Here is a 25,528-nt window from a genome sequence, read left to right on the forward strand (position 1 = left end):
TGAGGCGCCCGGCGATGCAGAAGCTGGGCGCATGCTGGCCTCGGCGCCCGCCCCGGTTCGGGGGGGCTCACCGTGCCGCTCACGGCCTTCGGGTTCGGTCGGACCGACCTTCCCCGATTTTGCCGAGAGCCGCCAGGCAGGCGCCCATGCAAGCACCCGCGGCCCGCCCGTCCGCTTCATGTGGCAGAGGGCCGCTGGTTGCCATCGTTGACCCGCTTGAAGCGCCGGATGGCGCCGATCGCGGTTGGGCGTGAGTGATCCGACGCGGATCTGGGGCGTTCCCCAAGGCCGCGTCGCCCGAGACAAGGATTGCGCAACGCCGCCATGGCTTGCCCGACGACACATTGCCGGTCCTTCTCGGTTTCCGAGACCCCATGCCGCCCCGGTAGAGCGCCCACGCGCCTGCGGGGCCTGGAGCAACATTGTCATGACCAAGCGGATGCTGATCGATGCATCCCACGCGGAAGAAACCCGCGTGGCGGTGCTGGATGGGTCGCGACTTGAGGAATTCGACCTCGAAGCCGCCCATCGCCTCCCGCTCAAGGGCAACATCTACCTGGCCAAGGTGGTTCGCGTCGAACCCAGCCTGCAGGCCGCCTTCGTAGAATACGGCGGCAACCGCCACGGATTTCTCGCCTTCGGCGAAATTCACCCCGACTACTATCAGATTCCCGTCGCCGACCGGCAGAAGCTGATCGAGCTGCAGGAAGCCGAGGCCCGCGAGGCGGCCGACGAAGAGGAGCGCGCCGCAGCCCGTTCCGCCGAACGCCGCGCCCGCAAGGCTGCCGTCGCAGAACAGCGCCGCAGTGCCGAGGCCGGGCTGGAAGCGGCCCTGGCCGCCGAGGCGGAGGAGCCCCGCGAGGCTGAACTTCCTGGCGATCTCACGGATTCCGAGACGCCGGCCGCCGAGGCCAGTGCCGACGCCGCCGCCGGCGTCGAGTCCATCGACCAGGACATGGCGCCGCCCGAGGTGATCGGCGAGGCCGCGCCCGCCGAGGCCGCCCCCGTCGAGGACGAGGACGATGACGAGGGCCCCTCCGAGGACCCGACCGCCCGCCGCGTGCCGCCCAAGTTCCTGCGCAACTACAAGATCCAGGAAGTCATCCGCCGCCGGCAGATCCTGCTGATCCAGGTCGTGAAGGAAGAGCGCGGCGGCAAGGGTGCCGCGCTGACCACCTATATCTCCCTGGCCGGCCGCTATTCCGTGCTGATGCCGAACAGCCCGCGCGGCGGCGGCGTCTCCCGCAAGATCACCTCCGTCTCCGACCGCCGCCGCCTGCGTGAAGCGATCGACGAGCTGGACCTGCCCAACGGCATGTCCCTCATCATTCGCACCGCCGGCGCCCAGCGCCCGAAGCCCGAGATCAAGCGCGACTGCGAGTACCTGCTGCGCCTGTGGGACAACATCCGCGAGCGCACGCTGCAGTCGATTTCGCCTGCGCTGATCTATGAGGAAGCCGATCTCATCAAGCGTTCCATCCGCGACGGCTATGCCCGTGACGTGGATGAGATCGTGGTGGATGGCGAGGACGCCTACCAGCAGACCCGCGACTTCATGCGCATGCTCATGCCTGAGAATGCGCGCAAGATTCAGGCCTATCGCGACGGCCCGATGCCGCTCTTTGCCCGTTTCGGGGTGGAGAACCAGCTCGACGCCATGCACTCGCCCACGGTGCAGCTGAAGTCCGGCGGCTATCTGGTCATCAACCAGACCGAAGCGCTGGTCGCCATCGACGTGAACTCGGGCCGCGCCACGCGTGAGCGCAACATCGAGGACACGGCCTACCGCACCAACCTCGAAGCCGCCGACGAGATCGCCCGGCAGCTGCGCCTGCGCGATCTGGCCGGCCTCATCGTGGTCGACTTCATCGACATGGAGTCCTCCAAGCACGATGCCTCGGTCGAGCGCCGGCTGAAGGACGCCCTGCGTGGCGACCGCGCCCGCATCCAGGTCGGCCGGATCAGCCATTTCGGCCTGCTGGAGATGTCTCGCCAGCGCCTGCGGCCCAGCCTGATCGAGCAGACCTTCGTCACCTGCGAACATTGCGCCGGCCGTGGCCTGGTCCGCAGCCCCGAAAGTGCGGCGATCCATGTGCTGCGCGCGATCGAGGAGGAAGGCTCCAAGCGCCGTGCCGCCGAGATCATGGTGCATGTGCGCGCCGAAGTGGCGATGTACCTGCTGAACAAGAAGCGCGATCGGCTGAGCCAGATCGAGGAGCGCTTCGGCATGGCCGTGCAGTTCGGGGTGGACAATACCCTGACCGGCACCACCCTGCTGCGGATCGATCGCCTGCGCGCCAGCGAGGCACGCCCGGCGGATGAGCGCCCGAGCGGTGCCGTTCGCATGGACTACAGCCCCGAGCCGGTGGTCGAGGAAGCCGCCGCAGAGGAGCCGGTCGACGAGGCCGAGGAGACCGCCGAGGGCGAGGCCGCAGCCAATGGCGAAAGCGCGGATGGCCGCCGTCGCCGCCGTCGCCGCCGCCGTGGTCGCGGCCGCGACGAGCAGGGCCAGCCCGAAGCCGGCGAGAAGGCCGAGGGCGACGCCCCCGCCGCCGAGGAAGCGCCCGAGGCTGCCGCCGAGGAAGAGGCCGAGTCCGAAGACGCAGCCCCTGCCGAGGCCGGTGCCGATGACAGCTTCAGCGAGGACGGTCCGCGCCGTCGCCGCCGTGGCCGCCGCGGTGGCCGCAACCGTCGCGAGCCCGGCCAGGATGGCGAAACCGTCGCCGAGGATGAGGAAGCCCCCGCGGCCAAGGCCGAGCAGCCGCCCGCCCCGGCGCCTGCACCGGAGCGCCCGCGCCCCGCGCCCAAGCCGACCTGGCAGGGACCGACCCCGGCTGACCCCTTCGCCAATGCCGTGGACCCGATCCTGGCGGCCATGGAAGCGGCGGAATTGGCGGCGGAACAGGCAGCCGCCAGCCGTCCGGCCGCAGCGCCTGTCGCCCTGGCGGTCGCCGAGGCACCTGCCCCCGTGCCGGCTCCGGCCCCGGCTCCTACGCCGGCCCCTGCCGCTGCCCCGGCCCCTGTGGTTGCAGCCGCGCCCGCCCCGGAGCCCGTCGTGGCCTCCAACGAGCCGGTGATCGCGCCGCTAGTGCAGCCGAAGCGCCTGGCCGTCACCGAATCCTCGGTGCCCGCCAGCGCCCCGGCGCCTGAGGTCGCCCCCCTGCCGCCGGCGGCTACGCCGCAGGAAGGGGTGGAAGCGGTGTCCGCCGCGCCGGTGCAGCCCAAAGTGATCAGCGAGACCGACGGCGCGCCCAAGCGCGGCGGCTGGTGGCGCCGCTGAACTGACGACAAGGGGGTGGGGCCATGCCCTGCCCCCTTGCTCTATGGGGCCTGAAGCCCCATACCCCGCCCATGCGAGCTGACGCCACACAACTGCACGAGCAGATCACCGCTTCGGTGTCCCTGCTGAGGAGGCATCTTTGACTGGGATGCCGCTTCCCGCCGCCTCGAAGAGCTGAACGCTCGGGCCGAGGACCCCACCCTCTGGAATAACGCCGACGAAGCGCAGAAGCTCATGCGTGAGCGCACGCGGCTGGATACCCAGATCAACGGCGTGCTCAAGCTTGAGCAGGACGTGCGTGACGCGCTGGAGCTGGTGGAGCTGGCCGAGGCCGAGGGCGACACCGATACCGCCGATGCGGCCGTCGCCGACCTCGTGGCCTTCGCCGCCGACGCGAAGCACCGCGAGATCGAAAGCCTGCTGTCGGGCGAAGCCGACCAGAACGACGCCTACCTCGAAGTCAACGCCGGCGCCGGCGGCACGGAAGCCCAGGACTGGGCCCAGATGCTGCTGCGCATGTACATGCGCTGGGCCGAAGCCCGCGGCTTCAAGGTGACGCTGACCGAACAATCCGAAGGCGAGCAGGCGGGCATCAAATCCGCCACGCTGCAGGTGTCGGGCAGCAATGCCTATGGCTGGCTCAAGACCGAAAGCGGCGTGCACCGCCTGGTGCGCATCAGCCCCTTCGACGCCGCAGCCCGCCGCCAGACCAGCTTCGCCAGCGTCTATGTCTACCCGGTGATCGACGACAAGATCGAGATCGACATCAACCCGGCCGACCTCAAGACCGATACCTTCCGCGCTTCCGGCGCCGGTGGTCAGCACGTGAACAAGACGGAATCGGGCGTGCGCTTCACGCATATCCCGACCGGCATCGTCGCGGCCTCCACCCAGGACCGCAGCCAGCACCGCAACCGCGTGATCGCGATGGAGATGCTGAAGGCGCGCCTGTATGAGTTGGAACTGCGCAAGCGCGAGGCGGTGAACGACGCGACCGAGGCCGGCAAGACCGACATCGGCTGGGGCCACCAGATCCGCAACTATGTCCTGCAGCCCTATCAGCTGGTGAAGGACCTGCGCACCAACCTCGAAAAGGGCAACCCGGACGCGGTGCTGGACGGCGAGATCGACGAGTTCATGGCCGCCGCCCTGGCCCAGCGCGCCGGCAGCACCCGTAGCGAGGCCAGCGCCAACGCGCGCTGACCCTGGTTGACATCCCGCCCCTGTTGCGGCCCCGTGGCCGCGACAGGAAACGGGTGACGACAACACATGCTGCCGCGTGGCGAACGCATCTATGCCATTGGTGATATTCACGGCTGCCTCGACAAGTTGAAGGCGCTGCACGCGGCCATCAGGGCGGACATCAAGGCCTATCCGGTCGCTCAGGCGGTCGTGGTCCATCTGGGCGATTACATCGATCGCGGCCCGGACAGCGCGGGCGTTGTCCGCACGCTCATGAACTTCGAGCTGCCGAGCATCTTCCTGATGGGCAACCATGAGGCAACCGCACTGGCCGCCATGGATGGCGACGGCGCGGCATGCACCGACTGGCTCTACAATGGCGGCGATACGGCCCTGAGAAGCTGGGGTCTGGATCCTGATGGCCCTCGCGGTGCGTGGCGCCCCCCGGCGGAACATGTCGCCTGGATGCGCGGCCTGCGCCTGAGCTACCGCCACGGCGGCTACCTGTTCGTGCATGCGGGCATCCGCCCAGGCGTCCCGCTGGAGGCCCAGGACAGTGAGGACCTGATCCGCATCCGCCGACCGTTCCTCGACAGCCAGGCGGACCACGGCGTGATCGTCGTTCACGGCCACACCCCCACACGCGACCGTCTGCCAGAACGGCATTCCAATCGCGTAAACCTGGACACGGGCGCCGTTTACGGCGGGCCGCTGACCTGCGGCGTGTTCGAGGGGGAGAAGCTGGAGTTTCTGTCGGCTTAGCCGGGCAGTTGCCGGTACAGGAACAGCCCGTCATGGCTGCCGCCTGCCGCGTCCAGCGCATAGCCGGGGATCCGGCCGCCCTCGACCCAGCCCAGGGCGCGATAGGCGGCCTCTGCCTTGTCTCCGGTGCGGGTCTGCAGGGTCAGTAGCCGGCGGCCCAGGCGCTCGGCGCTCTGCTCGGCACGGCCCAGCAAATGACGGCCTATTCCCAGGCGCTGGGCCTGCGGATGCACCAGCAGCATCTCGATCTCTGCCCGGTGCTGCTGGCTGGGCGGCATGGCGAGGCGCAGTTGAACCGCCCCGGTGATCTGGCCCTCATACCACGCAGCCAGCAGGATGCGGTCGCCGGCCGCGACCTCGCTGGAGGTCCGGCGCCAATAGGCCTGAGCCTCATGCTTCGGCATCGGGGGCAGGAAGGGAATGGCGGCGCCATCCTCGACACAGGCGGTCAGTATCTCGGCCAGGCGCAATTCCGCGCTGGTGGCCGCCGCGGCATCCAGGATATCGACAACAAGCCCGCTGAGGGGCTTCGCGTATCGGAACTCGAGCGACTTGGAGAGGTCATCCAGGATGCGGATGGCACCCTGGCGGACAAAGCCGCGCTTTTCATAAAACTTGTGCGCGCCCATGAAGCGCGTGTCGGTCCACAGGATCAGCCGCTCCGCGCCCTGTTCACGCGCGTGGGCTTCCGCCTGGTCCAGAAGGCGGTGCGCGACACCCGTGCCGCGCGCCGCCTTGTCCACATACATCCGGCAGATTTCCCAGGCCTGGTCGGAACCGTGCGGCCGCACGCCCACCATGCCCAGCGGCACCCCGTCTGGCCCATCGGCCAGCCAGACGCGCCCGCCCTGCCCTTCGAACCAGCTCGCCAGGTGGCGCAGTTCCGGCAACTCGGCATCCACATCGAAGACGACGCCCGGGAACTCAGCCCAGGCGTCGCCGATCAGGCGGATGTAGTGCGCGGTATCCGCGTCCAGCCCGGCGCGGATGATCACGACAGGCCCTTGCAGAACTCCTGGATGCGCGTGCAGGCGTCACGCAGCGTCTCACGGTCAGTCGCGTAGCTGATGCGGATATAGGGGCTCATGCCATAGGCAGCGCCCTGCACCGTCGCCACGTGCTTCTCCTCCAGCAGCGCCATCGCGAAGTCGGTGTCGTTCTCGATCTTCTTGCCGCCGGCGGAGGTCTTGCCGATGCAGCCCGCGATGTTCGGATAGACGTAGAACGCACCTTCCGGCTTGTGGCAGATCACGCCCGGGGCACCGTTCAGCAGCTCGACAACCAGGTCGCGGCGGCCGCGATATTCCTCGCGGCGCTCCGCCACCAGCTCCTGCGGGCCGGTCAGCGCGGCAGCCGCGGCAGCCTGGCTGACGGTGGAGATGCCGCTGGTCGCCTGGCCCTGCATGTTGATCATGCCCTTGATCAGGGCCTTCGGACCGCCGCAGAAGCCCACGCGCCAGCCGGTCATGGCATAGGTCTTGGACACGCCGTTCACCGTCAGCACGCGGTCCTTCAGGCGGGGTTCCACCTCGGCGATCGTGCAGAACTCGAAGCCGTCATAGATCAGGTGCTCATACATGTCGTCCGTCATCACCCACACGTCGGGATGACGCAGCAGCACCTCGGCGATCTCCTTCATCTGCTCACGCGAGCAGGCGGCGCCGGTCGGGTTGTTCGGGAAGTTCAGCATCACCCACTTGGTCTTGGGGGTGATGGCCGCTTCCAGATCCTCGGCGCGCAGGCGGAAACCGTTGTTCTGCGGGCAGCTGACGGTCTTGGGCACGCCGCCGGCGACCTTGGCCATGTCGGCGTAGCTGATCCAGTACGGGGCGGGCACCACCACTTCGTCACCCGGGTTCAGGGTGGCCATGAAGGCGTTGAAGATGATCTGCTTGCCGCCATTGGCGATCATGATCTCGTCCAGCGCATAGTCCAGATTGTTGTCGCGCCTGAACTTCGCCTGCACGGCGAGCTTGAGCTCCTTCGTGCCGTCCTGGGGGGGATACTTGGTGTCGCCGGCCAGCGCCGCCTTGTGGGCCGCCTCGATGGCGTGCGTGGGCGAGGGAAAATCGGGTTCACCCGAGTTCAGGCTGATGACCTTGATGCCCTGCGCCTGCAGCTCCCGGGCCTTCATCCCCATCACCACGGATGCGGACATCTTCACTTCGTTGAGCCGTTCGGCAAGGGCGGGCATGGCGCGTTCCTCAGGGAAAAAGAGCGCCGGAGGCTATCGCCGGAAACCCCGCGCGCCAACCCTGCCGGCGCGCGGAAAAGTGCCGATTTTCAGTCTGCGTAGGCGCCCGAAGCCTGGATGACCGGCCGCCAGCGGGCGACCTCGGCCGCAAGGAAGCGGCGATGATAGGCCGGCGTGGCCCGTTCCGGCGCTACGGGCGCGGTCACCAGCTCCGCGAAGCGCTGGATCACGCGCGGTGCCGTCAGCGCCTTCTGCAGGGCGGATGAGAAACGATTGACCACGGCTTCATCCGTGGCGCGCGGCGCGTACAAAGCATGCCACACGCTCATCGTCAGGTCGCCATGGCCCAGTTCCTGCGCGGTCGGCACCTGGTCGAGCCCCGGGCCGGGAAGCCTCGTTTCCGATGCGACGGCAAAGGGGCGGACGCGGTTCTCGCGCACCAGCGGCGCCAGGATGGTCGCCTGGCCGGCATAGAGGTCGAGACGCCCCGCCATCAGTTCCGTCGTGGCGGGTGCGGAGCCGCGGAAACCCACTGCCGTCAGCGTCGTGCCGGCCTCCTTCTGCAGCAGCATCCCTGCCAGATGGTCGCTGCTGCCCTGGCCGGAATGGCCGATCGTCAGCTTGTCGCCCTCTGCGCGCATCTTCGCCAGCAACTCCGTGAGATTGGCCGCTGGGAACTCCGGTCGCGCCACCACCATCTGCGGCACTTCCGTCACCAGGCCGATCGGGGCGAAGCTCTCCTCGACGTTGAACGGCAGGCGCCGATACAGCGTGGCCGCGCTGGCCAGCCCTATGTGGTGCATGAGTACCGTCGTGCCGTCGGGACGGGCCTGGGCCACGCGGGCCGCTGCGATGGTGCCACCCGCGCCCGTCACATTCTCCACCACGACCTGGGCTTCGAGATGCGGGCCCATGTACTCGGCCATCAGGCGTGAAATGAGATCAGTCGGCCCGCCGGCGGCAAAGGGGCACATGATGGTGATGGTACGCGACTGCGCGTGAGCCAGCGACGGCAAGGCGAGGCTGGTCGCCAAAAGGGCGCGACGGCGCATGATGTTTCTCCCGGAAATATCGTTCTTGCATGCAAGTTAGCATGGAACTGTTTCCGGCCAACAAAAAACCCGCCGGATTGCTCCGGCGGGTTCCTGTCTCGCTGGTCCCGGCAGGGATCAGCAGGAGTAGTACATCTCGAACTCGACCGGGTGCGGGGTGTGCTCGAAACGGTACACCTCGGACCACTTGAGCTCGATGTAGCTCTCGATCTGGTCCTTGGAGAACACGTCGCCGGCCAGCAGGAAGTCATGGTCGGCTTCGAGCGCGCCCAGGGCTTCACGCAGGCTGCCGCACACCGTCGGGATGCCCTTCAGCTCCTCGGGGGGCAGGTCGTACAGATCCTTGTCCATGGCTTCGCCCGGGTGGATCTTGTTCTTGATGCCGTCCAGGCCGGCCATCAGCATGGCGGCGAAGGCGAGGTAGGGGTTCGCGGTCGGATCCGGGAAGCGGACCTCCACGCGCTTGGCCTTGGGGCTCGTCGCGTAGGGGATGCGGCAGGAGGCGGAACGGTTGCGGGCCGAGTAGGCCAGCAGCACGGGGGCCTCGAAGCCCGGGATCAGGCGCTTGTAGGAGTTGGTGGACGGGTTCGTGAAGGCGTTCAGCGCCTTCGCGTGCTTGATGATGCCACCGATGTAGTACAGCGCGCTGTCGGACAGGTCGGCATAGCCGTTGCCCGCGAAGACCGGCTTGTTGCTCTTCCAGATGGACTGGTGAACGTGCATGCCCGAGCCGTTGTCGCCGTAGATCGGCTTCGGCATGAAGGTCGCGGACTTGCCGTAGCTGTGCGCCACATTGTGGATCACATACTTGTAGATCTGCATGAAGTCGGCCTGCTGGACCAGCGTGCCGAACTTGGTGCCGAGCTCATGCTGAGACTGCGCCACCTCGTGGTGGTGCTTCTCACCGGGGACGCCCATCTCGATCATGGTCGACAGCATCTCGGCGCGCAGGTCGACTTCGCTGTCGACCGGGTTCACCGGGAAGTAGCCGCCCTTGACGCCAGGGCGGTGGCCCATGTTGCCCTCGGGGAAGTCCTTGATGCCGGCGTCCGGGCCCTCGATGCTCTCGAGCTTGAACATGCCGTAGTTGCCGCCCGTGCCGAACTTCACGTTGTCGAACACGAAGAACTCGGCCTCGGGGCCGAAGAAGGCGGTGTCACCGATGCCGGTGCTCTTCAGGTACTCTTCGGCCTTCTTGGCGGTCGAGCGCGGGTCGCGGTTGTAGCGCTGGCCGGTCGAAGGCTCATAGATGTCGCAGAACAGGATCATCTGCGGCTTGGCCGAGAACGGGTCCATGCAGGCGGACGTGGCGTCCGGCATCAGGATCATGTCGGACTCGTTGATCGCCTTCCAGCCGGCGATCGACGAACCGTCGAACATGAAGCCTTCCTCGAAGATCGCGGGCTCGATGGTCGACACGTGCTGCGCCGTGTGCTGCCACTTGCCGCGGGGATCGGTGAACCGGAGGTCAACGTACTCGACGCTGTTCTCCTTGATCATTTCCATGACCTTGGAAACGGCGTCGTTGGGCTTCTTCGCCATGAGGGTCTCCTGCTTAGTCAGCGTCCCAGTATGTCATTCCGGCGGGAAACCGCCGCTGCCTCGAACCTGGCCCGGGACGCTCTCCCCAGCCGGCGTGGCAAAGTTCTAGGCATTTCCAGACCGGAAATGCCCGGAATTCGTCAGACCGCGTCCTCGCCGCGCTCACCGGTGCGGATGCGGATCACCTCTTCGATGGTGGACACGAAGATCTTGCCGTCACCGATGCGGCCCGTGCGGGCGGCGGCCATGATGGCCTCGATGGCACGTTCGGCCAGCGCATCATCGCACACGACCTCGATCTTCACCTTGGGCAGGAAGTCCACGACGTATTCCGCGCCGCGGTACAGCTCGGTGTGGCCCTTCTGACGCCCGAAACCCTTTGCCTCGACGACCGTCAGCCCCTGAAGGCCGATGTCATGGAGGGCGTCCTTCACCTCGTCGAGCTTGAAGGGCTTGATGATGGCTTCGATCTTCTTCATCGCGTCCTGTCTTGCCGGGGCGTTTCCGGAAATGTTTGGCCCGCCGCAATCACTGTAATTCCTCGCGGGCGAGCACTCATGGCATGGGACCGCAGTAGGCCACAATCCGGGGGGCGGTGGCTAGGTCCAGAGAAGCGCCTGCGATTGATTGATTTTTGCGCCCAATGCACACCAAATAGGCGAAGCCATCCCCCTTCTTGCGCAGAGGGGCGGGTCGCCCGATAAACCCGATGCCGCATCCAGGAATACCGGAACCGCCATGTCCGAAGCAGCGCCGCGCAACTCCGCGATTCGCCCACAGAACAGCATCCTGTCGGGCATCGGGACCACCATCTTCACCGTGATGAGCGCGCTGGCGAATGAGCACGGCGCGATCAACCTGGGCCAGGGTTTCCCTGACTACGACGGCCCCGACGACGTCATCGACGCCGCGGCCGCCGCGCTGAAGGACGGCCGCAACCAGTACCCGCCCCTGACCGGCGTGCCGGAACTGCGCCAGGCCGTCGCGAACCACAATGAGCGTTTCTACGGCATCAAGGTGGACCCGAATGCCGAGGTCGTGGTCACTTCCGGCGCGACCGAGGCGATCACTGCCTGTTTGATGGCCGTGCTGGACCCGGGCGACGAGGTCGTCCTGATCGAGCCGCTCTACGACACCTATGCGCCGACCGTCCGGCTGCTGGGTGCGGTGCCGCGCATCGTGCGCCTGCAGCCGCCGCAATGGGACCTGCCGCGCGCGGAACTCGCCGCCGCCTTCAATCCGCGCACCAAGGCCATTCTGTTCAACACGCCGATGAACCCCACCGGCAAGGTGTTCACCGAGGCCGAACTCGCCTTCATCGCCGAGCTGGTGCGCAAGCACGATTGCTACGCGATCTGCGACGAGGTGTATGAGCACCTGATCTTCGACGGCTGGAAGCATCGTCCGCTGATGTCGGTGCCGGGCATGCGCGAGCGCTGCATGCGCATCGGCAGCGCCGGCAAGACCTTCAACCTGACGGGTTGGAAGGTCGGCTACATCACCTGCGACCGCGTGCTGCAGCCCAATGTCGCCAAGGCACACCAGAACCTGACCTTCACCACGGCGCCCAACCTGCAGCGCGGCGTGGCCGTGGGCCTGGCCAAGGGCGATGAGTATTTCACGGGCCTCGCTTCCGCCCTGCAGGCCAAGCGCGACCTGATGCGCGAGGGGCTCGCCGATCTGGGCTTCGGCGTTCTGGAGACACGCGGCACCTACTTCATCACGGTGGACGTGCGCCCGCTGGGCTGGACGGGCGACGATGTGTCCTTCTGCCGCGCCATCACCGAGGAAGCGAAGGTCACCGCCATCCCGAACAGCGCGTTCTACGCCACGCCTAACGCCCCCTCTCAGTACGTGCGCTTCGCCTTCTGCAAGAACGATGCGCTGCTGACCGAGGCGCTGGCGCGACTGCGCGCCTGGATCCAGGGCGGGCGCGCCCGCCGCTGATTTTTTCAGCTCCGCGGGAATAAACCGTCCCGCATCCCGGTCATCTCCCCGGAACCACTTCCGAGGAGCCCGCGATGCGGAACGACGAACACCCCGACCACGGCCGCCGGCATGCGCTGGAATGCATGCTGTGGGCCGGTTCCGGCCTGTTGTGGACGGTGGCTGGCGGCATTCCCCGCTCCAGCCTTCTCGGCAGCGCCGAGGCCCATGCGCAGAGCGCGCAGGGCAGCTTCAGCTTCGTGCACATCAGCGACACCCATCTGGGCTTCAACATGGCGCCCAACCCCGATCCGGTGGTGACGCTGCGCGAGTCGCTCGACCGCGCGAAAAGCTTCAACCCGGCACTGATGCTGCACACCGGCGACATCACCCACCTGTCGCGCCCGGGGGAATTCGATCGCGCGACGCAGATCATCAACGGCGCCCGCATCGAGACCCACTACGCACCCGGCGAGCACGACGTGGTGGAGGACGACGGCAAGGACTTCTACCAGCGCTTCCCGCAGGGCGCGCGGACAGGCGGCTTCTACAGCTTCGACCAAGGCGGGGTGCACTTCGTCTGCCTCAACAACGTGACCAACCTGCAGGCCGGCAAGATGGGCATGATCGGCGCCGAGCAGATGCGGTTCCTGGAGCAGGATTTGGCCGCGCGCACCGCCTCCACCCCGATCGTCGTCTTCGCTCATATCCCGCTATGGGTGGTGCATGAGCCGTGGGGCTGGGGCACGGAGGACAGCGCACAGTTGCTGCGCCTGCTGGCCCGCTTCGGCAGCGTGACCGTGCTCAACGGCCACATTCACCAGACGATGCAGAAGATCGAAGGCCACGTCGCCTTCCACACCGGCATGTCGACCGCCTTTCCGCAGCCGGCACCAGGCAGCAGGCCCAGCGCCGGCCCCATCCGGGACCTGCCGCCCGGCGAGCTTCGGAAGCTGCTCGGCATCAACCGCGTCAGCCGCGTGCAGAATGACGGCGCGCTGGCCGTCGTTTCCTCGCCGCTGGAGGGTTGAGCGCATGGATCGCCTTCCCCGCCGGCGCCAGCTTTTGCGCGCCGGCCTGCCCGCCATGCTGGTCGCGCCCCTTGCCGCGCGCGCCCAGGAGCGTGCGGCCGTCACAATCGACGAGCATGACTATTTCCCGAGGGAATTAAGGGTCGCGCCCGGCACCACGGTCGTTTGGACCAACAAGGACGACACGCCGCACAACGTCGTCTCGACCGACAATCCGCGTGCCTTCCGCTCGCGCATCATGGACACGACGGAGGTCTTCGAGTTCACCTTCGCGGCGGCCGGCACCTACAGTTACTTTTGTTCGCTGCACCCCCATATGCGCGGCCGGATCATCGTCGGCTAGCGGAGACGCTGAGTGACCTCGGCCCTGCGGCAACAACTGCCGGAGCATCTGGACGCCGCCTATAATCTGGCGCGGTGGCTGGTGCGCGACCCTGCCGCGGCCGAGGATGTGATGCAGGACGCGGTGGAACGCGCCCTGCGCTACGCCGCCTCGTGGCGCGGTGAGAATCTGCGCGCCTGGCTGCTGCGGATCGTGCGCACCCAGGCCTATGCCTGGCTCGCGGCGCGGCGGGATCCCACCGAACAGCCCTTTGAAGATGGGCTGGCCGTGACCGACCCCGCACCGGACCCCGAGGCGGTGCTGGTGAGCCGCCAGCAGCACCGCGACCTGGAAGCAGCCCTCGCCGCTCTGCCGGCGGAGCTGCGGGAGGCCCTGGTGCTGCGTGAGCTGGAGGAACTGTCCTATCGCGAGATCGCGGAGGTCGCGGGCATTCCCGTGGGCACCGTGATGTCGCGGCTGTGGCGCGCTCGGCGCGCGCTGATCGAGAGAGGGGCCCGGGGATGACCCTGCATTGCGACGAGGCACGGCTGCTGATCCAGGCCGAGCATGATGGTGAGTTGGACGCCGGCCGCGCCGCCGATCTGGCCGCCCACGCCGCCAACTGCCGGGATTGCGCGGCGCTACGCCAGGGTGTGGGTGCGCTGTCGGTGGGGCTTCGCGCGCTTCCGCGCCACAGCACGCCGGATGCTCTGCGCAGAAGGTTGGAAACCCGGCTGGCCCCACCCGCCCCCGCCCGGCGCTGGCTGAACCCCGGCAGCGGCTTCGCGGCGGGTTTCGCGCTGGCCGCAGCGCTTGCCGCCTTCATCATCCTGCCGCGCAGCAGTGGTGATCTTCCGCAGCAGCTGCTGAACGCCCATTTGCGCTCGCTGCAGGCGGAGCACCTGGTCGATGTGCGGTCGTCAGACCAGCACCAGGTCAAACCCTGGTTCACGGGCCGACTGGACTACGCGCCGCAGGTGCGTGAACCGGCGGAATACCCGTTGATCGGCGGGCGGCTTGATGTGCTGGAAGGGCGGCCCGTGGCGGCGCTCGCCTATCGGGCGATGCGCCACACCATCAATCTCTATGTGCTGCCTGGTGAGCGCGGGGCAGAGACCCTGACCACCGAGGCGGGCTTCACCATGCTGCGCTGGGCGCAGGACGGCATGACCTACTGGGCGGTGTCCGACGTCGGGGCGGATACACTGCGCGCCTTCGCCGAAGCCTGGCGGCAGGCGCGCTGATGCGTCAGTGGTGGAAGATGTCGGGCTCTTCGTAGCCCATCAGGTCCAGCTTGGCGCGCGCCGGCAGAAAGGTGAAGCAGGCCTCGGCCAGTTCAAGCCGTTCCTCGCGCACCAGAAGGGCACGCAGCTTTTCCCACAGGCCATGAAGGTGCAGCACGTCGGAGGCCGCATAGGCCTGCTGTTCCGGTGAGAGCGTGGCCGCGCCCCAGTCGCTGGTCTGCTGCTGCTTGGAGATCTCGACGCCCAGCAGCTCGCGGCACAGATCCTTCAGACCGTGGCGGTCCGTGAAGGTGCGCACCAGCTTGGCGGCGATCTTGGTGCACTTCACGGGGGCCACATCGATGCCGAGCGCCTGGTGCAGCGCCGCAAGGTCAAAGCGGGCAAAGTGGAACAGCTTCACCACCTTGGGATCGGTCAGCAGCGCCTTGAGGTTCGGGCAGTCATAGCCGCGCCCGCCAAGGCGCTCCGGCACGAACTGGACGAGGTGAACCACGCCGTTGCCGGATGAAAGCTGAATGAGGCAGAGCCGATCCCGGCGATGATCGAGACCCATGGTCTCGGTATCCACGGCGACGACATCGCCGAACTCCACATCATGAGGCAGGTCGCCCTGATGCAGATGGATGGTAACACCGGAGTGGAAGCTTGTTTGGACCATCTTGCGCTCTCCTGTTCAGGAACGCGCAGATGGTGCCCAGGAAAGGACTCGAACCTTCACAGCCTTGCGGCCACTGGCACCTGAAGCCAGCGCGTCTACCAATTCCGCCACCTGGGCACGTTGCGGTGAGCGGGTGTTTAGAGGCAGGCGCCGGGGCCGTCAACACGGGGTACCGAGAGAATTTTCAGCATTATATCTTTCGTGTGGATAACAGGGTGAAAGCCGAATGACAGAGATCATCACACTGTTCGGGGGCGCGGGCTTCATCGGCCGCCATGTCCTGCAGAAGCTGGTCAGGCGCGGGCTCACCGTCCGCGTCGCGTCGCGCAGCGCCCTGTCCGGACGCAGCCTGTGCGTGGGGGCGGAACCGGGCCAGGTCATTCCGCTGCGTGTCGACCTGCGGGACCCGGCCGCCATCGCCGCTGCGGTGCGTGGCAGTCGCGCCGTGGTCAATTTCGTCGGCATCCTGGCCGAGGCGAGGGGCGGTGACTTCGAGGCGCTGCAACACCAGGGCGCCGGGGCCATCGCCAGGGCCGCGACCGAGGCCGGGGTTCGCGACATGGTGCACCTCTCGGCCATTGGCGCCGCCGCCGACAGCCCCAGCCTGTATGCCCGCACGAAAGCCATGGGAGAGCAGGCGGTGCTGGCAGGCTTTCCCGGTGCGGTGATCCTGCGCCCGTCGCTGGTGTTCGGCGCGGGGGACGGCTTCTTCAACCGCTTCGCTCAGATCGCCCGCCTCTCCCCTGTCATGCCCGTCTTCTACGGAAACACCAGATTTCAGCCGATTTGGGTGGAGGACGTAGCGGAAGCCGTGGTGCGCTGCCTTGAGGCTCCGGCCCTTCGTGGACAGACACTGGAACTCGGCGGCCCCTCCATCAGAAGCTTCCGCCAATTGATGCAGGATGTGCTACGCTACACTGGGCTGAGACGGCGACTGTTGGACATTCCCCCTGCCATAGCTGAGTGGCAGGCCCGGATCATGGAGCATGTGCCGGGCAAACCCCTCACCCGGGACCAGTTGGTGCTGCTGCAGCGCGATAATGTTGTGACGGGCAAGGATGGTCTAAGCGCCCTTGGTATAACGCCACACCCGGCGGACGTGATTGCGCCCGGTTATCTGCGTGGCCCCAGATAGGTCCGATTTATGTCTTATTCCACATGATACATGAGGGATGAACCTCCCGCGCAGCCGATATGCGCCCATATAAGTCAGCAATACTGCCATATATGGGCAATTAGGGCTTTTCCTGGGCGATGGCTTTTGTTAATGGCCGTCCTCGCGGCTTTGCCGGCCGCTTTCCTTGTGGGGTGAAGTGCCATGGTCGAGAAGATGCTTCAGTTCGTCCGCCTGCAGCAGCAGACGCCGGAGAAACGCGAAGCCGCGGCCCGTCGGCTCGACTTCAACGAGATCTACGCCGCATTCGACCCCACCAAGGCGAAGGACCAGGCCAGCCGCTGCAGCCAGTGCGGCGTGCCGTTCTGCCAGGTCCATTGCCCGCTGAACAACAACATCCCCGACTGGCTGAAGCTGACCGCCGAAGGACGGCTGGAGGAAGCCTACGAGGTCGCGTCCAGCACCAACACCTTCCCCGAGGTCTGCGGCCGCGTCTGCCCGCAGGATCGCCTCTGCGAAGGCAATTGCGTGATCGAGAAGGGCTTCAACAGCGTCACCATCGGCTCCGTCGAGAAGTATATCGTCGACACCGCCTGGGAGAACGGTTGGGTGAAGCCCCCCACGCCCCGCAAGGAGCTGGGCATCAGCGTGGGCATCATCGGCGCGGGCCCGGCCGGCCTCGCGGCAGCCGAGCGCCTGCGCGTGCGCGGCTATGAAGTGCATGTGTATGACCGGTACGACCGCGTCGGCGGCCTGCTGGTCTATGGCATCCCCAACTTCAAGCTGGAGAAGGAAGTCGTGCTGCGCCGCTGGAAGCAGTTCGAGGCCGGCGGCATCCACTTCCACATGAATGTCGACATCGGCCGCGACATCACGCTGACCGCCCTGCGCGAGAAGCACGCTGCCCTGTTCATCGCCACCGGCGTGTACAAGGCGCGCGACATCGCCCTGCCGGGCAATGATCTGCCGGGCGTGGTCAAGGCGCTGGACTACCTCACCACCTCCAACCGCCAGGGCCTGGGCGACAGCGTGCCCGCCTATGAGGACGGTTCGCTCAACGCGCGCGGCAAGCATGTTGTGGTCATCGGCGGCGGCGACACCGCGATGGACTGCGTGCGCACCGCCGTGCGCCAGGGCGCGGCTTCGGTGTCCTGCCTGTATCGGCGCGACAAGGCGAACATGCCCGGCTCCATGCGTGAGGTGTACAACGCCGAGGAAGAAGGCGTGCGCTTCGTGTGGCTCGCAGCCCCCCAGGCCTTCGAGGGCACCGACCACGTGACCGGCGTGCGCGCCGTGCGCATGCACCTGGGCCTGCCTGACGCCACCGGCCGCCAGCAGGTCGAGGAGATCGAGGGTTCCTCCTTCGTCCAGCAGGCCGACATGGTCATCAAGGCGCTGGGCTTCGATCCGGAGGACCTGCCGGCGATGTTCGACGAACCGGCCCTGACCGTGACCCGTTGGGGCACGCTGAAGGTCGATTACCGCACCCAGATGACCGCCCTGCCCGGCGTCTTCGCCGGCGGCGACATCGTGCGGGGCGCCAGCCTCGTCGTGTGGGGCATTCGTGACGGCCGCGACGCGGCCGACCAGATCCATCAGTATATCGGGGCGCAGCAGGCGCTCGGCACCGCGGCGGAGTGAAGGACATGATCGAGCAGGGCAAGCAATTCGCCGAAGCCTACCTCGCCAACCGCGCGGTGCTGGACGCCGCCGGTGTGGACACGATGGAACATGACGCCTGCGGCGTCGGCTTGGTGGCCGCGCTGGACGGCAAGCCGCGCCGCGACGTGGTGCAGGCCGGCATCGACGCGCTGAAGGCCGTCTGGCACCGCGGCGCCGTGGACGCCGACGGCAAGACCGGCGACGGCGCGGGCATCCATGTCGAGATCGCGCAGGACTTCTTCATGGAAGTCGTGCGCAACGGCGGCGACACGGTGAAGCCGGGTCGCATCGGCGTGGGCATGGTGTTCCTGCCCAAGACCGATTTCGGCGCGCAGGAACGCTGCCGCCAGATCGTCGAGACCGAGATTCTGCACGCGGGCTACGCCATCTATGGCTGGCGCCAGGTGCCGATCGACGTGTCCGTCATCGGTGAGAAGGCGAACGCCACCCGCCCCGAGATCGAGCAGATCCTGATCTACGCGCCCAATGCCGTCGAAGACGACATTTATGAGCGCGACCTGTTCGTCATCCGCCGCCGCATCGAAAAGCAGGCCATCGCCGCGCAGATCCCCGAGCTGTACCTGTGCTCGCTGTCCTGCCGGTCGATCGTCTACAAGGGCATGTTCCTGGCGGAAGACCTGTCGACCTTCTACCCGGATCTGCAGGACGAACGCTTCGTCAGCCGCTTTGCGATCTATCACCAGCGCTACTCGACCAACACCTTCCCGACCTGGCGCCTGGCCCAGCCCTTCCGGATGATCGCCCATAACGGTGAGATCAACACGCTGCATGGCAACGTGAACTGGATGAAGGCGCATGAGACGCGCCTGGCGCACCCGCTGCTCGACCCGTTCATGGATGACATCAAGCCGATCATCCAGGCCGGCAACAGCGACACCGCGTGCCTGGACAACACCTTCGAGCTGCTGATCCGCGGCGGGCGCGATGCCCCCATGGCCAAGGCGCTGCTGATGCCGGAATCGCTCGGCAACAACGCCACCATGGCGCCGCTGCACCACGACCTGTTCCTGTACTGCAACGCGGTGATGGAACCCTGGGACGGCCCGGCCGCGCTGTGCGCCACCGACGGACGCTGGGTGGTGGGCGGTATGGACCGCAACGGGCTGCGCCCGATGCGCTTCACCGTCACCGACAACGCGATGCTGATCGTGGGTTCCGAAACCGGGATGGTGAAGGTCCCTGAGGACCGCATCACCTCCAAGGGCCGCGTCGGCCCCGGCCAGTGCATCGGCGTGGACCTCGACACCGGCCGCATGCTGCTGGACGGTGAGCTGAAGGACGAGCTGTCCACCCGCCGCCCCTTCGGCAGCTGGGTCGAGCGCACGACCGAGATCGACGAGCTGGTGAAGAAGGACCAGCACGAACCCCGCCCGCTGCCGGTGGCCGAGCTGCGCCGCCGCCAGCTGGCCGTCGGCACGACCATGGAGGAGCTGGAGCACATCCTGCACCCGATGGTCGAGGACGCGGCCGAGGCGCTGGGCAGCATGGGCGACGACGCGCCCATCGCGGTGCTGTCCTCCCAGTATCGCGGGCTGCACCACTATTTCCGGCAGATGTTCAGCCAGGTCACGAACCCGCCCATCGACAGCCTGCGCGAAACGCGGGTGATGACGCTGCGCACGCGGCTCGGCAACCTCGGCAACATTCTCGATGAGAACCCCGAGCAGTGCGACATGCTGATGCTGGAAAGCCCGGTGCTGACCACGTCGCAGTTCCTGACCATGCGCCAGTACATGGGCGCGAGCGCTGTGGAGGTGGATTGCACCTTCCCTGTCGCCGAGGGTGAGGCCGGGCTGCGCGCGGGCATCGACCGCATCCGCCGCGAGGCGGAGGAAGGCGTGCGCGCCGGTGCCGTCCACGTCATCCTGACCGACGAGAACCAGGGCGCGGAGCGCGCGGCGATCCCGATGATCCTGGCGGTGGGTGGGGTGCACACGCATCTGGTCAAGACCAGCCTGCGCACCTTCACCAGCCTGAACGTGCGCGTGGCGGAATGCCTGGATGTGCATTGCTTCGCCGTGCTGATCGGCGCGGGTGCCACCTCGATCAACGCCTACCTCGCGCAGGAAAGCATCGCGGACCGCCACGGCCGCGGCCTGTTCGGCGGCATCAGCCTGGAAGAGGCGGTGAACCGCTACAAGAAGGCGGTGGATAAGGGGCTGCTGAAGGTGATGTCCAAGATGGGCATTTCCGTCATCTCCTCCTACCGCGGCGGCATGAACTTCGAGGCGATCGGCCTGTCCCGCGCCCTGGTGAACGAGTTCTTCCCCGGCGTGCCCAGCCGTATCTCGGGCATCGGCCTGTCGGGCATCGCGCGCCGCGTGCTGGCCCTGCACGCCAAGGCCTGGGACGCGGACGTGATCGCCCTGCCGGTCGGCGGCCAGCACAAGCTGCGTCGCCGCGGTGAGACGCACGCCTTCGACGGCCCGCTGATCCACATGCTGCAGGAAGCGGTGGCCAATGATAGCTACCAGATGTTCAAGCGGTATTCGGAAGGCGTGCGCCGGCAGCAGCTGGTCGCCATCCGCGACCTGCTGGATTTCCGCACCGTCGGGCTGAAGCCCATCGCGATCGAGGAAGTCGAGAGCATCACCGAGATCCGCAAGCGCCTGCTCGCGCCCGGCATCTCGCTCGGCGCGCTCAGCCCCGAAGCGCATGAGACGCTGTCCATCGCGATGAACCGCATCGGCGCGCGCAGCGACAGCGGCGAGGGCGGCGAAGACCCCGCGCGCGCCCGCCCGCGCGCCAATGGCGACAACGCCAACAGCGCGATCAAGCAGATCGCGTCCGGGCGCTTCGGCGTCACGGCCGAATACCTGAACAACTGCCGTGAGATCGAGATCAAGGTCGCCCAGGGCGCCAAGCCCGGCGAAGGCGGGCAGCTGCCCGGCTTCAAGGTGACCGAGCTGATCGCGAAGCTGCGCCACTCCACCCCCGGCGTGACGCTGATCTCCCCGCCGCCGCACCATGACATCTACTCGATCGAGGATCTGGCCCAGCTGATCTACGATCTGAAGCAGATCAACCCCGACGCGACGGTGTGCGTGAAGCTGGTGTCGCGCAGCGGCATCGGCACCATCGCGGCCGGCGTGGCGAAGGCGAAGGCCGACGCCATCATGGTGTCGGGCCATTCCGGCGGCACGGGCGCCAGCCCGATCACCAGCATCAAGTATGCCGGCCTGCCGTGGGAAATGGGCCTGTCCGAAACCCACCAGGTGCTGCAGCTGAACCGCCTGCGCCACCGCGTGAAGCTGCGCACCGACGGCGGCATGAAGACCGGCCGCGACGTGGTGATCGCGGCGATGCTGGGTGCCGAGGAATTCGGCATCGGCACCGCCTCGCTCGTCGCCATGGGCTGCATCATGGTCCGCCAGTGCCACAGCAACACCTGCCCGGTCGGCGTGTGCAGCCAGGATGAGGCCCTGCGCCAGAAGTTCGAGGGCACGCCCGAGAAGGTGATCGCGCTGTTCAGCTTCGTGGCCGAGGAAGTGCGCGAGATCCTCGCCTCGCTCGGCTTCCGCCGCCTGACCGACGTGATCGGCCGCACCGACCTGCTGAAGCAGGTCAGCCGCGGTGCCGAGGATCTGGACGACCTCGACCTCAACCCGTTGCTGGTCAAGGTCGATGCCGGCCCCTACCCCAGCTACTGCACGACCGAAGGCCGCAACGAGGTGCCGGAGACGCTGGACGCGGACATGATCCGCGATGCGGCGCCCCTGTTCCAGCGCGGCGAGAAGATGCAGCTGGCCTACAACATCCGTAACACCCACCGCGCGATCGGCACCAAGACCTCCGCCATGATCACGCGGCAGTTCGGCATGGCCGGGCTGCAGCCGGCTCACCTGACGGTGCGCCTGCGCGGCACGGCGGGCCAGTCGCTCGGTGCCTTCGCGGTGCGCGGCCTCAAGCTCGAGGTGTTCGGCGACGCGAACGACTATGTGGGCAAGGGCCTGTCGGGTGGTGAGATCGTGGTGCGGCCCGCGCCGTCCTCGACCCTCGTCTGGAACGACAACGCCATCATCGGCAACACCTGCCTGTATGGCGCGACGGCCGGTGAGCTGTTCGCCGCCGGCCAGGCGGGCGAACGCTTCGCGGTCCGCAACTCCGGCGCCACGGCCGTGGTCGAGGGCGCCGGCGCCAATGCCTGCGAATACATGACCGGCGGCGTGGTCGTGGTCCTGGGCTCGGTCGGCGACAATTTCGGCGCGGGCTTCACCGGCGGTCAGGCCTTCATCTATGACGCCGCCCAGACCTTCGAGAAGCGGATCAATCCGGACACCCTGCTGTGGGGGCGCCTTGCTTCCCCGCACTGGGAGGCCGAGCTGAAGCGCCTGATCGAACGCCACGTGCAGCAGACCGGCAGCCGCTTTGCCGCACGCCTGCTGAACGACTGGGCTGAGGAGCGCGAGCGCTTCTGGCATGTCGTGCCGAAGGAGTTCTCGAAGTATCTGCCCCGCCCCATGGCGGAAGTGGCCCAGGCGGCGGAGTAAACACTCCCTTCGGCCCCTCGCTGAACCGCCGGTTTCCTCACGGAGACCGGCGGTTTTCATTTGTCCCTACAACCGGCGGCCTTGACCGCTTGCCGGAATGCGCGCCGCGCCCTATCGGAACCCTACGCCAGCCAGGGAGACCGTTATGGCCGCCATCGAGACCATCATCGCCAACGAAGTCCTCGACAGCCGTGGCAACCCCACGGTCGAAGCCGAGGTGCTGCTCAGCTCGGGTGCCAGCGGCACCGCGATTGTCCCCTCCGGCGCCTCGACCGGCGCGCATGAGGCGGTGGAGCTGCGCGATGGCAACAAGGCGCGCTTCGGTGGCAAGGGCGTGCTGAAGGCCGTCGCCAACATCGAAGGCGAGATCATCGAGGCGCTGGCCGGGCTCGAAGCCTCGGAGCAGATCCTGATCGACCAGACGATGCTCGAGCTGGACGGCACGCCGAACAAGGGCCGCCTGGGCGCGAACGCGATCCTGGCCGTCAGCCTGGCCGTGGCCAAGGCCGCCGCGCAGGACCATGGCCTGCCGCTGTACCGCTATGTGGGCGGCGCCTTTGCCCGCACCCTGCCGGTGCCGATGATGAACATCATCAACGGCGGCAAACATGCCGATAACCCCATCGACATCCAGGAATTCATGATCATGCCGGTCGGCGCGGAGACCTGCTCCGATGCCATCCGCATCGGCGCCGAGATCTTCGCGGCCCTGAAGAAGGCGCTGCATGACGCCGGCCACAACACCAATGTCGGTGACGAGGGCGGCTTCGCCCCCAACATCGGCTCGGCGGACGAAGCGCTGGCCTTCATCGCCAAGGCTTGCGAGAAGACCGACCACAAGCTGGGCGAGGACGTGATGTTCGCCCTCGACTGCGCCTCCACCGAATTCTACCACGACGGCCTCTACAAGCTGGAAGGCGAGGGCAAGACGCTCGATGCCGGCGGCATGGTCGATTACCTGGCCGCTCTGTGCGCCAAGTGGCCCATCATCTCCATCGAGGACGGCATGTCCGAGGATGACTGGGCGGGCTGGAAGCTGCTGACCGACAAGATCGGCGACAAGGTGCAGCTGGTCGGTGACGATCTGTTCGTGACCAACAGCAAGCGCCTGGCCCAGGGCATCCAGACCAAGACCGCCAATTCGATCCTGGTGAAGGTGAACCAGATCGGCTCCCTGACCGAGACGCTGGACGCGGTGGAGATGGCGCACCGCGCCAGCTACACGGCCGTGATGAGCCACCGTTCCGGCGAGAGCGAGGACAACACGATCGCCGACCTGGCGGTGGCGACCAACTGCGGCCAGATCAAGACCGGCTCGCTCAGCCGTTCCGACCGTCTGGCCAAGTACAATCGCCTGATCCGTATCGAGCGCGAGCTGGGCTCCGCCGCTCGTTACGCCGGCCGCTCCATTCTGCGCGGCTGAGCGAAATTACATTCGCGGGGCGCGAATAGGCTTGCCACGAGTCCCGCGGACTGTTTCTCTATAATACAAGCGAGGGTTGCAGCCTGGATGGGGGTCCGGGCTGTCGCCTTTTTCCGGTCGGGGGATTGGGGGCAATGGGTTTCTGGCGCGGGCTGAAACGGCGGGTAAAAGCCGCCGTCCCATTCCTGTTTTTCTCCGTCCTGGGCAGCTACTTCGTTTGGCACAGCGTCCATGGCGAACGCGGCACGCTGGCACGTGAACATCGCCAGGAAGACATCCAGGAAGCTCGCCGCCTGCTCGCCGCCGCCCAGACGGAGCTGGCCGTCGTCCAGCGCCGCGTCGCGGGCCTGCGCAGCGACGCCCTGGATCGCGACCAGCTGGATGAGCGCAGCCGCGCGCTTCTGAATCTGTCAGATCCGCAGGACATCGTTGTTCCCTACGGCCCTGGCCAACGTCTTTTCAGACCTGAGTGACACTTAACTGATATTCGGTTAATTACATTTTTTGCGTTGCACCATAAGGGTTTCGAGCGAAGCTCGCCCTTGTGGCAATGCTGGTGCGCGCGTAAATCGGTGGAGCACTAAGGAGGCTCCCCATGGCCAAGGCCGCTCCCTCGACGAAAGCTGCACGTAAAGGGGGGAAGGGCGACAACGCGCCCATCCTGAACCTGTCGCAGCTCACCTCCTGCTACCGCGACATGCTGCTGATCCGACGCTTCGAGGAGAAGGCGGGCCAGCTGTACGGCATGGGCCTGATCGGCGGCTTCTGCCACCTGTACATCGGCCAGGAAGCCGTTGTCGTGGGCATGCAGTCCCAGCTGAAGCCCGGCGACCAGGTCGTCACCTCCTATCGCGACCACGGCCACATGCTGGCCTGCGGCATGGAAGCCCGCGGCGTGATGGCCGAGCTCACGGGGCGTGAGGGCGGCTACTCCAAGGGCAAGGGCGGCAGCATGCACATGTTCAGCCGCGAGAAGGGTTTCTACGGCGGCCACGGCATCGTCGGCGCCCAGGTCTCCGTCGGCATCGGCCTGGCCTTCGCCAACTGGTACCGCGACAACGACCACGTCTCGACCGCCTATTTCGGCGACGGCGCGGCCAACCAGGGCCAGGTCTTCGAGAGCCTCAACCTCGCCGCGCTGCTGAAGCTGCCCTGCATCTTCATCATCGAGAACAACAAGTACGGCATGGGCACCAGCGTCGAGCGCGCCTCCGCCAGCCGCGACCTCAGCAAGAACGGCGCGCCCTGGGGCATCCCCGGTGAGCAGGTGGACGGCATGGACGTGCAGGCGGTGGCCGCCGCCGCGCAGCGCGCTGTGCAGTACTGCCGCGGCGGGCACGGCCCGTATCTGCTGGAGATGCAGACCTATCGCTATCGCGGCCACTCCATGTCGGACCCGGCGAAGTACCGCACGCGCGAGGAAGTGCAGAAGATGCGCGAGCAGCGCGACTGCATCGAGAACCTGCGCCGCATCCTGCAGGACGACGGCGTGACCGACGCGGACCTGAAGAAGATCGACGACGAGGTGAAGGCCATCGTGCAGGACAGCGCCGATTTCGCGCAGACCTCGCCCGAACCCGATCCTTCTGAACTGTGGACTGACGTGCTGCTGGAGGCCCGCTGAT

General features: G+C 67.0%; 20 protein-coding genes and 1 tRNA gene. 14 read left to right on the forward strand and 7 right to left on the reverse strand.

Going from position 1 to position 25,528, the window contains the following annotated elements; genetic code table 11:
• Window positions 1-427 precede the first annotated feature (427 nt).
• The 3 genes from EOD42_RS02575 to EOD42_RS02585 all read left to right on the forward strand — a co-directional run bounded on the left by EOD42_RS02575 (window position 428) and on the right by EOD42_RS02585 (window position 5,224).
• Window positions 428-3,280 carry an Rne/Rng family ribonuclease gene (locus EOD42_RS02575; protein ID WP_127785610.1) on the forward strand — a complete coding sequence of 951 codons (2,853 nt, stop codon included), beginning with the start codon at window positions 428-430 and terminating at the stop codon, window positions 3,278-3,280.
• 71 nt (window positions 3,281-3,351) lie between these two features.
• Window positions 3,352-4,483 (forward strand): peptide chain release factor 2 gene (gene prfB / locus EOD42_RS02580; RefSeq protein ID WP_127785612.1). Its coding sequence is split into 2 segments (ribosomal slippage): window positions 3,352-3,420 and window positions 3,422-4,483, totalling 1,131 coding nucleotides; the frame shifts between segments, so codons are not numbered across the junction.
• Window positions 4,484-4,549: 66 nt separating this feature from the next.
• A complete protein-coding gene (locus EOD42_RS02585) occupies window positions 4,550-5,224 on the forward strand; it encodes a metallophosphoesterase family protein (RefSeq protein WP_127785614.1) in 675 nt (224 codons plus the stop codon).
• On the opposite strand, the gene EOD42_RS02590 is transcribed toward EOD42_RS02585, so the two are convergent.
• The 5 genes from EOD42_RS02590 to EOD42_RS02610 all read right to left on the reverse strand — a co-directional run bounded on the left by EOD42_RS02590 (window position 5,221) and on the right by EOD42_RS02610 (window position 10,491).
• The gene (locus EOD42_RS02590; RefSeq protein WP_240654818.1) at window positions 5,221-6,219 is read right to left on the reverse strand and encodes a GNAT family N-acetyltransferase; all 999 of its coding nucleotides are present in this window, start codon (window positions 6,217-6,219) and stop codon (window positions 5,221-5,223) included. The two genes, EOD42_RS02585 and EOD42_RS02590, sit on opposite strands and share 4 nt — an antisense overlap.
• Window positions 6,216-7,418, reverse strand: coding sequence for a pyridoxal phosphate-dependent aminotransferase (locus tag EOD42_RS02595; protein ID WP_127785618.1), 1,203 nt, complete (start codon window positions 7,416-7,418; stop codon window positions 6,216-6,218). Before EOD42_RS02595 ends, EOD42_RS02590 begins: the two co-directional genes overlap by 4 nt.
• An 89-nt stretch (window positions 7,419-7,507) precedes the next feature.
• Window positions 7,508-8,470: a Bug family tripartite tricarboxylate transporter substrate binding protein gene (locus tag EOD42_RS02600; protein ID WP_127785620.1), complete on the reverse strand. Its 963-nt coding sequence runs from the start codon at window positions 8,468-8,470 to the stop codon at window positions 7,508-7,510.
• Between the two features lie 117 nt (window positions 8,471-8,587).
• On the reverse strand, window positions 8,588-10,012 hold the full coding sequence (gene glnA, locus EOD42_RS02605; RefSeq protein ID WP_127785622.1) for a type I glutamate--ammonia ligase: 1,425 nt from the start codon (window positions 10,010-10,012) through the stop codon (window positions 8,588-8,590).
• Window positions 10,013-10,152: 140 nt separating this feature from the next.
• On the reverse strand, window positions 10,153-10,491 hold the full coding sequence (locus tag EOD42_RS02610; RefSeq protein WP_127785624.1) for a P-II family nitrogen regulator: 339 nt from the start codon (window positions 10,489-10,491) through the stop codon (window positions 10,153-10,155).
• Between the two features lie 259 nt (window positions 10,492-10,750).
• On the opposite strand from EOD42_RS02610, the gene EOD42_RS02615 reads away from it, so the two are divergent.
• The 5 genes from EOD42_RS02615 to EOD42_RS02635 all read left to right on the forward strand — a co-directional run bounded on the left by EOD42_RS02615 (window position 10,751) and on the right by EOD42_RS02635 (window position 14,535).
• Window positions 10,751-11,959 carry an aminotransferase gene (locus tag EOD42_RS02615; protein ID WP_127785626.1) on the forward strand — a complete coding sequence of 403 codons (1,209 nt, stop codon included), beginning with the start codon at window positions 10,751-10,753 and terminating at the stop codon, window positions 11,957-11,959.
• A gap of 74 nt (window positions 11,960-12,033) precedes the next feature.
• On the forward strand, window positions 12,034-12,969 hold the full coding sequence (locus EOD42_RS02620) for a metallophosphoesterase family protein (protein ID WP_127785627.1): 936 nt from the start codon (window positions 12,034-12,036) through the stop codon (window positions 12,967-12,969).
• A gap of 4 nt (window positions 12,970-12,973) precedes the next feature.
• A complete protein-coding gene (locus tag EOD42_RS02625; protein ID WP_127785629.1) occupies window positions 12,974-13,312 on the forward strand; it encodes a cupredoxin domain-containing protein in 339 nt (112 codons plus the stop codon).
• Between the two features lie 12 nt (window positions 13,313-13,324).
• Entirely contained in the window at window positions 13,325-13,816 is a 492-nt protein-coding gene (locus EOD42_RS02630; protein WP_127785631.1) for a sigma-70 family RNA polymerase sigma factor, read from the forward strand.
• Entirely contained in the window at window positions 13,813-14,535 is a 723-nt protein-coding gene (locus EOD42_RS02635) for an anti-sigma factor family protein (protein ID WP_127785633.1), read from the forward strand. Before EOD42_RS02630 ends, EOD42_RS02635 begins: the two co-directional genes overlap by 4 nt.
• A gap of 4 nt (window positions 14,536-14,539) precedes the next feature.
• On the opposite strand, the gene EOD42_RS02640 is transcribed toward EOD42_RS02635, so the two are convergent.
• Window positions 14,540-15,193: a ribonuclease D gene (locus tag EOD42_RS02640; RefSeq protein ID WP_127785635.1), complete on the reverse strand. Its 654-nt coding sequence runs from the start codon at window positions 15,191-15,193 to the stop codon at window positions 14,540-14,542.
• Between the two features lie 30 nt (window positions 15,194-15,223).
• Window positions 15,224-15,310 (reverse strand) — tRNA-Leu (locus EOD42_RS02645).
• A 109-nt stretch (window positions 15,311-15,419) separates the two neighbouring features.
• On the opposite strand from EOD42_RS02645, the gene EOD42_RS02650 reads away from it, so the two are divergent.
• From EOD42_RS02650 to pdhA, 6 genes are all read left to right on the forward strand, one after another.
• A complete protein-coding gene (locus EOD42_RS02650; RefSeq protein WP_127785637.1) occupies window positions 15,420-16,328 on the forward strand; it encodes a complex I NDUFA9 subunit family protein in 909 nt (302 codons plus the stop codon).
• A gap of 183 nt (window positions 16,329-16,511) precedes the next feature.
• Entirely contained in the window at window positions 16,512-17,948 is a 1,437-nt protein-coding gene (locus EOD42_RS02655; RefSeq protein WP_127785639.1) for an NAD(P)-dependent oxidoreductase, read from the forward strand.
• A gap of 5 nt (window positions 17,949-17,953) precedes the next feature.
• Window positions 17,954-22,480: a glutamate synthase large subunit gene (gltB, locus tag EOD42_RS02660; protein WP_127785640.1), complete on the forward strand. Its 4,527-nt coding sequence runs from the start codon at window positions 17,954-17,956 to the stop codon at window positions 22,478-22,480.
• 145 nt (window positions 22,481-22,625) lie between these two features.
• On the forward strand, window positions 22,626-23,903 hold the full coding sequence (eno, locus tag EOD42_RS02665) for a phosphopyruvate hydratase (RefSeq protein ID WP_127785642.1): 1,278 nt from the start codon (window positions 22,626-22,628) through the stop codon (window positions 23,901-23,903).
• Window positions 23,904-24,037: 134 nt separating this feature from the next.
• Window positions 24,038-24,376: an FtsB family cell division protein gene (locus EOD42_RS02670; protein WP_127785643.1), complete on the forward strand. Its 339-nt coding sequence runs from the start codon at window positions 24,038-24,040 to the stop codon at window positions 24,374-24,376.
• Window positions 24,377-24,498: 122 nt separating this feature from the next.
• Window positions 24,499-25,527, forward strand: a complete 1,029-nt coding sequence (gene pdhA, locus EOD42_RS02675) for a pyruvate dehydrogenase (acetyl-transferring) E1 component subunit alpha (RefSeq protein ID WP_127785645.1) — start codon at window positions 24,499-24,501, stop codon at window positions 25,525-25,527.
• The last annotated feature ends 1 nt before the right edge of the window (window position 25,528 follow it).

The organism is Rhodovarius crocodyli, from assembly GCF_004005855.1.
Lineage (GTDB): Bacteria > Pseudomonadota > Alphaproteobacteria > Acetobacterales > Acetobacteraceae > Rhodovarius > Rhodovarius crocodyli.

Excerpts from the sequence above, each read along its gene's own strand:
- EOD42_RS02575 (WP_127785610.1), top strand. The coding sequence starts at position 428 with ATGACCAAGCGGATGCTGATCGATGCATCCCACGCGGAAGAAACCCGC.
- EOD42_RS02585 (WP_127785614.1), top strand. The coding sequence starts at position 4,550 with ATGCTGCCGCGTGGCGAACGCATCTATGCCATTGGTGATATTCACGGC.
- EOD42_RS02595 (WP_127785618.1), bottom strand. The coding sequence starts at position 7,418 with ATGCCCGCCCTTGCCGAACGGCTCAACGAAGTGAAGATGTCCGCATCC.
- EOD42_RS02600 (WP_127785620.1), bottom strand. The coding sequence starts at position 8,470 with ATGCGCCGTCGCGCCCTTTTGGCGACCAGCCTCGCCTTGCCGTCGCTG.
- glnA (WP_127785622.1), bottom strand. The coding sequence starts at position 10,012 with ATGGCGAAGAAGCCCAACGACGCCGTTTCCAAGGTCATGGAAATGATC.
- EOD42_RS02610 (WP_127785624.1), bottom strand. The coding sequence starts at position 10,491 with ATGAAGAAGATCGAAGCCATCATCAAGCCCTTCAAGCTCGACGAGGTG.
- EOD42_RS02615 (WP_127785626.1), top strand. The coding sequence starts at position 10,751 with ATGTCCGAAGCAGCGCCGCGCAACTCCGCGATTCGCCCACAGAACAGC.
- EOD42_RS02620 (WP_127785627.1), top strand. The coding sequence starts at position 12,034 with ATGCGGAACGACGAACACCCCGACCACGGCCGCCGGCATGCGCTGGAA.
- EOD42_RS02625 (WP_127785629.1), top strand. The coding sequence starts at position 12,974 with ATGGATCGCCTTCCCCGCCGGCGCCAGCTTTTGCGCGCCGGCCTGCCC.
- EOD42_RS02635 (WP_127785633.1), top strand. The coding sequence starts at position 13,813 with ATGACCCTGCATTGCGACGAGGCACGGCTGCTGATCCAGGCCGAGCAT.
- EOD42_RS02640 (WP_127785635.1), bottom strand. The coding sequence starts at position 15,193 with ATGGTCCAAACAAGCTTCCACTCCGGTGTTACCATCCATCTGCATCAG.
- EOD42_RS02650 (WP_127785637.1), top strand. The coding sequence starts at position 15,420 with ATGACAGAGATCATCACACTGTTCGGGGGCGCGGGCTTCATCGGCCGC.
- EOD42_RS02655 (WP_127785639.1), top strand. The coding sequence starts at position 16,512 with ATGGTCGAGAAGATGCTTCAGTTCGTCCGCCTGCAGCAGCAGACGCCG.
- gltB (WP_127785640.1), top strand. The coding sequence starts at position 17,954 with ATGATCGAGCAGGGCAAGCAATTCGCCGAAGCCTACCTCGCCAACCGC.
- eno (WP_127785642.1), top strand. The coding sequence starts at position 22,626 with ATGGCCGCCATCGAGACCATCATCGCCAACGAAGTCCTCGACAGCCGT.
- EOD42_RS02670 (WP_127785643.1), top strand. The coding sequence starts at position 24,038 with ATGGGTTTCTGGCGCGGGCTGAAACGGCGGGTAAAAGCCGCCGTCCCA.
- pdhA (WP_127785645.1), top strand. The coding sequence starts at position 24,499 with ATGGCCAAGGCCGCTCCCTCGACGAAAGCTGCACGTAAAGGGGGGAAG.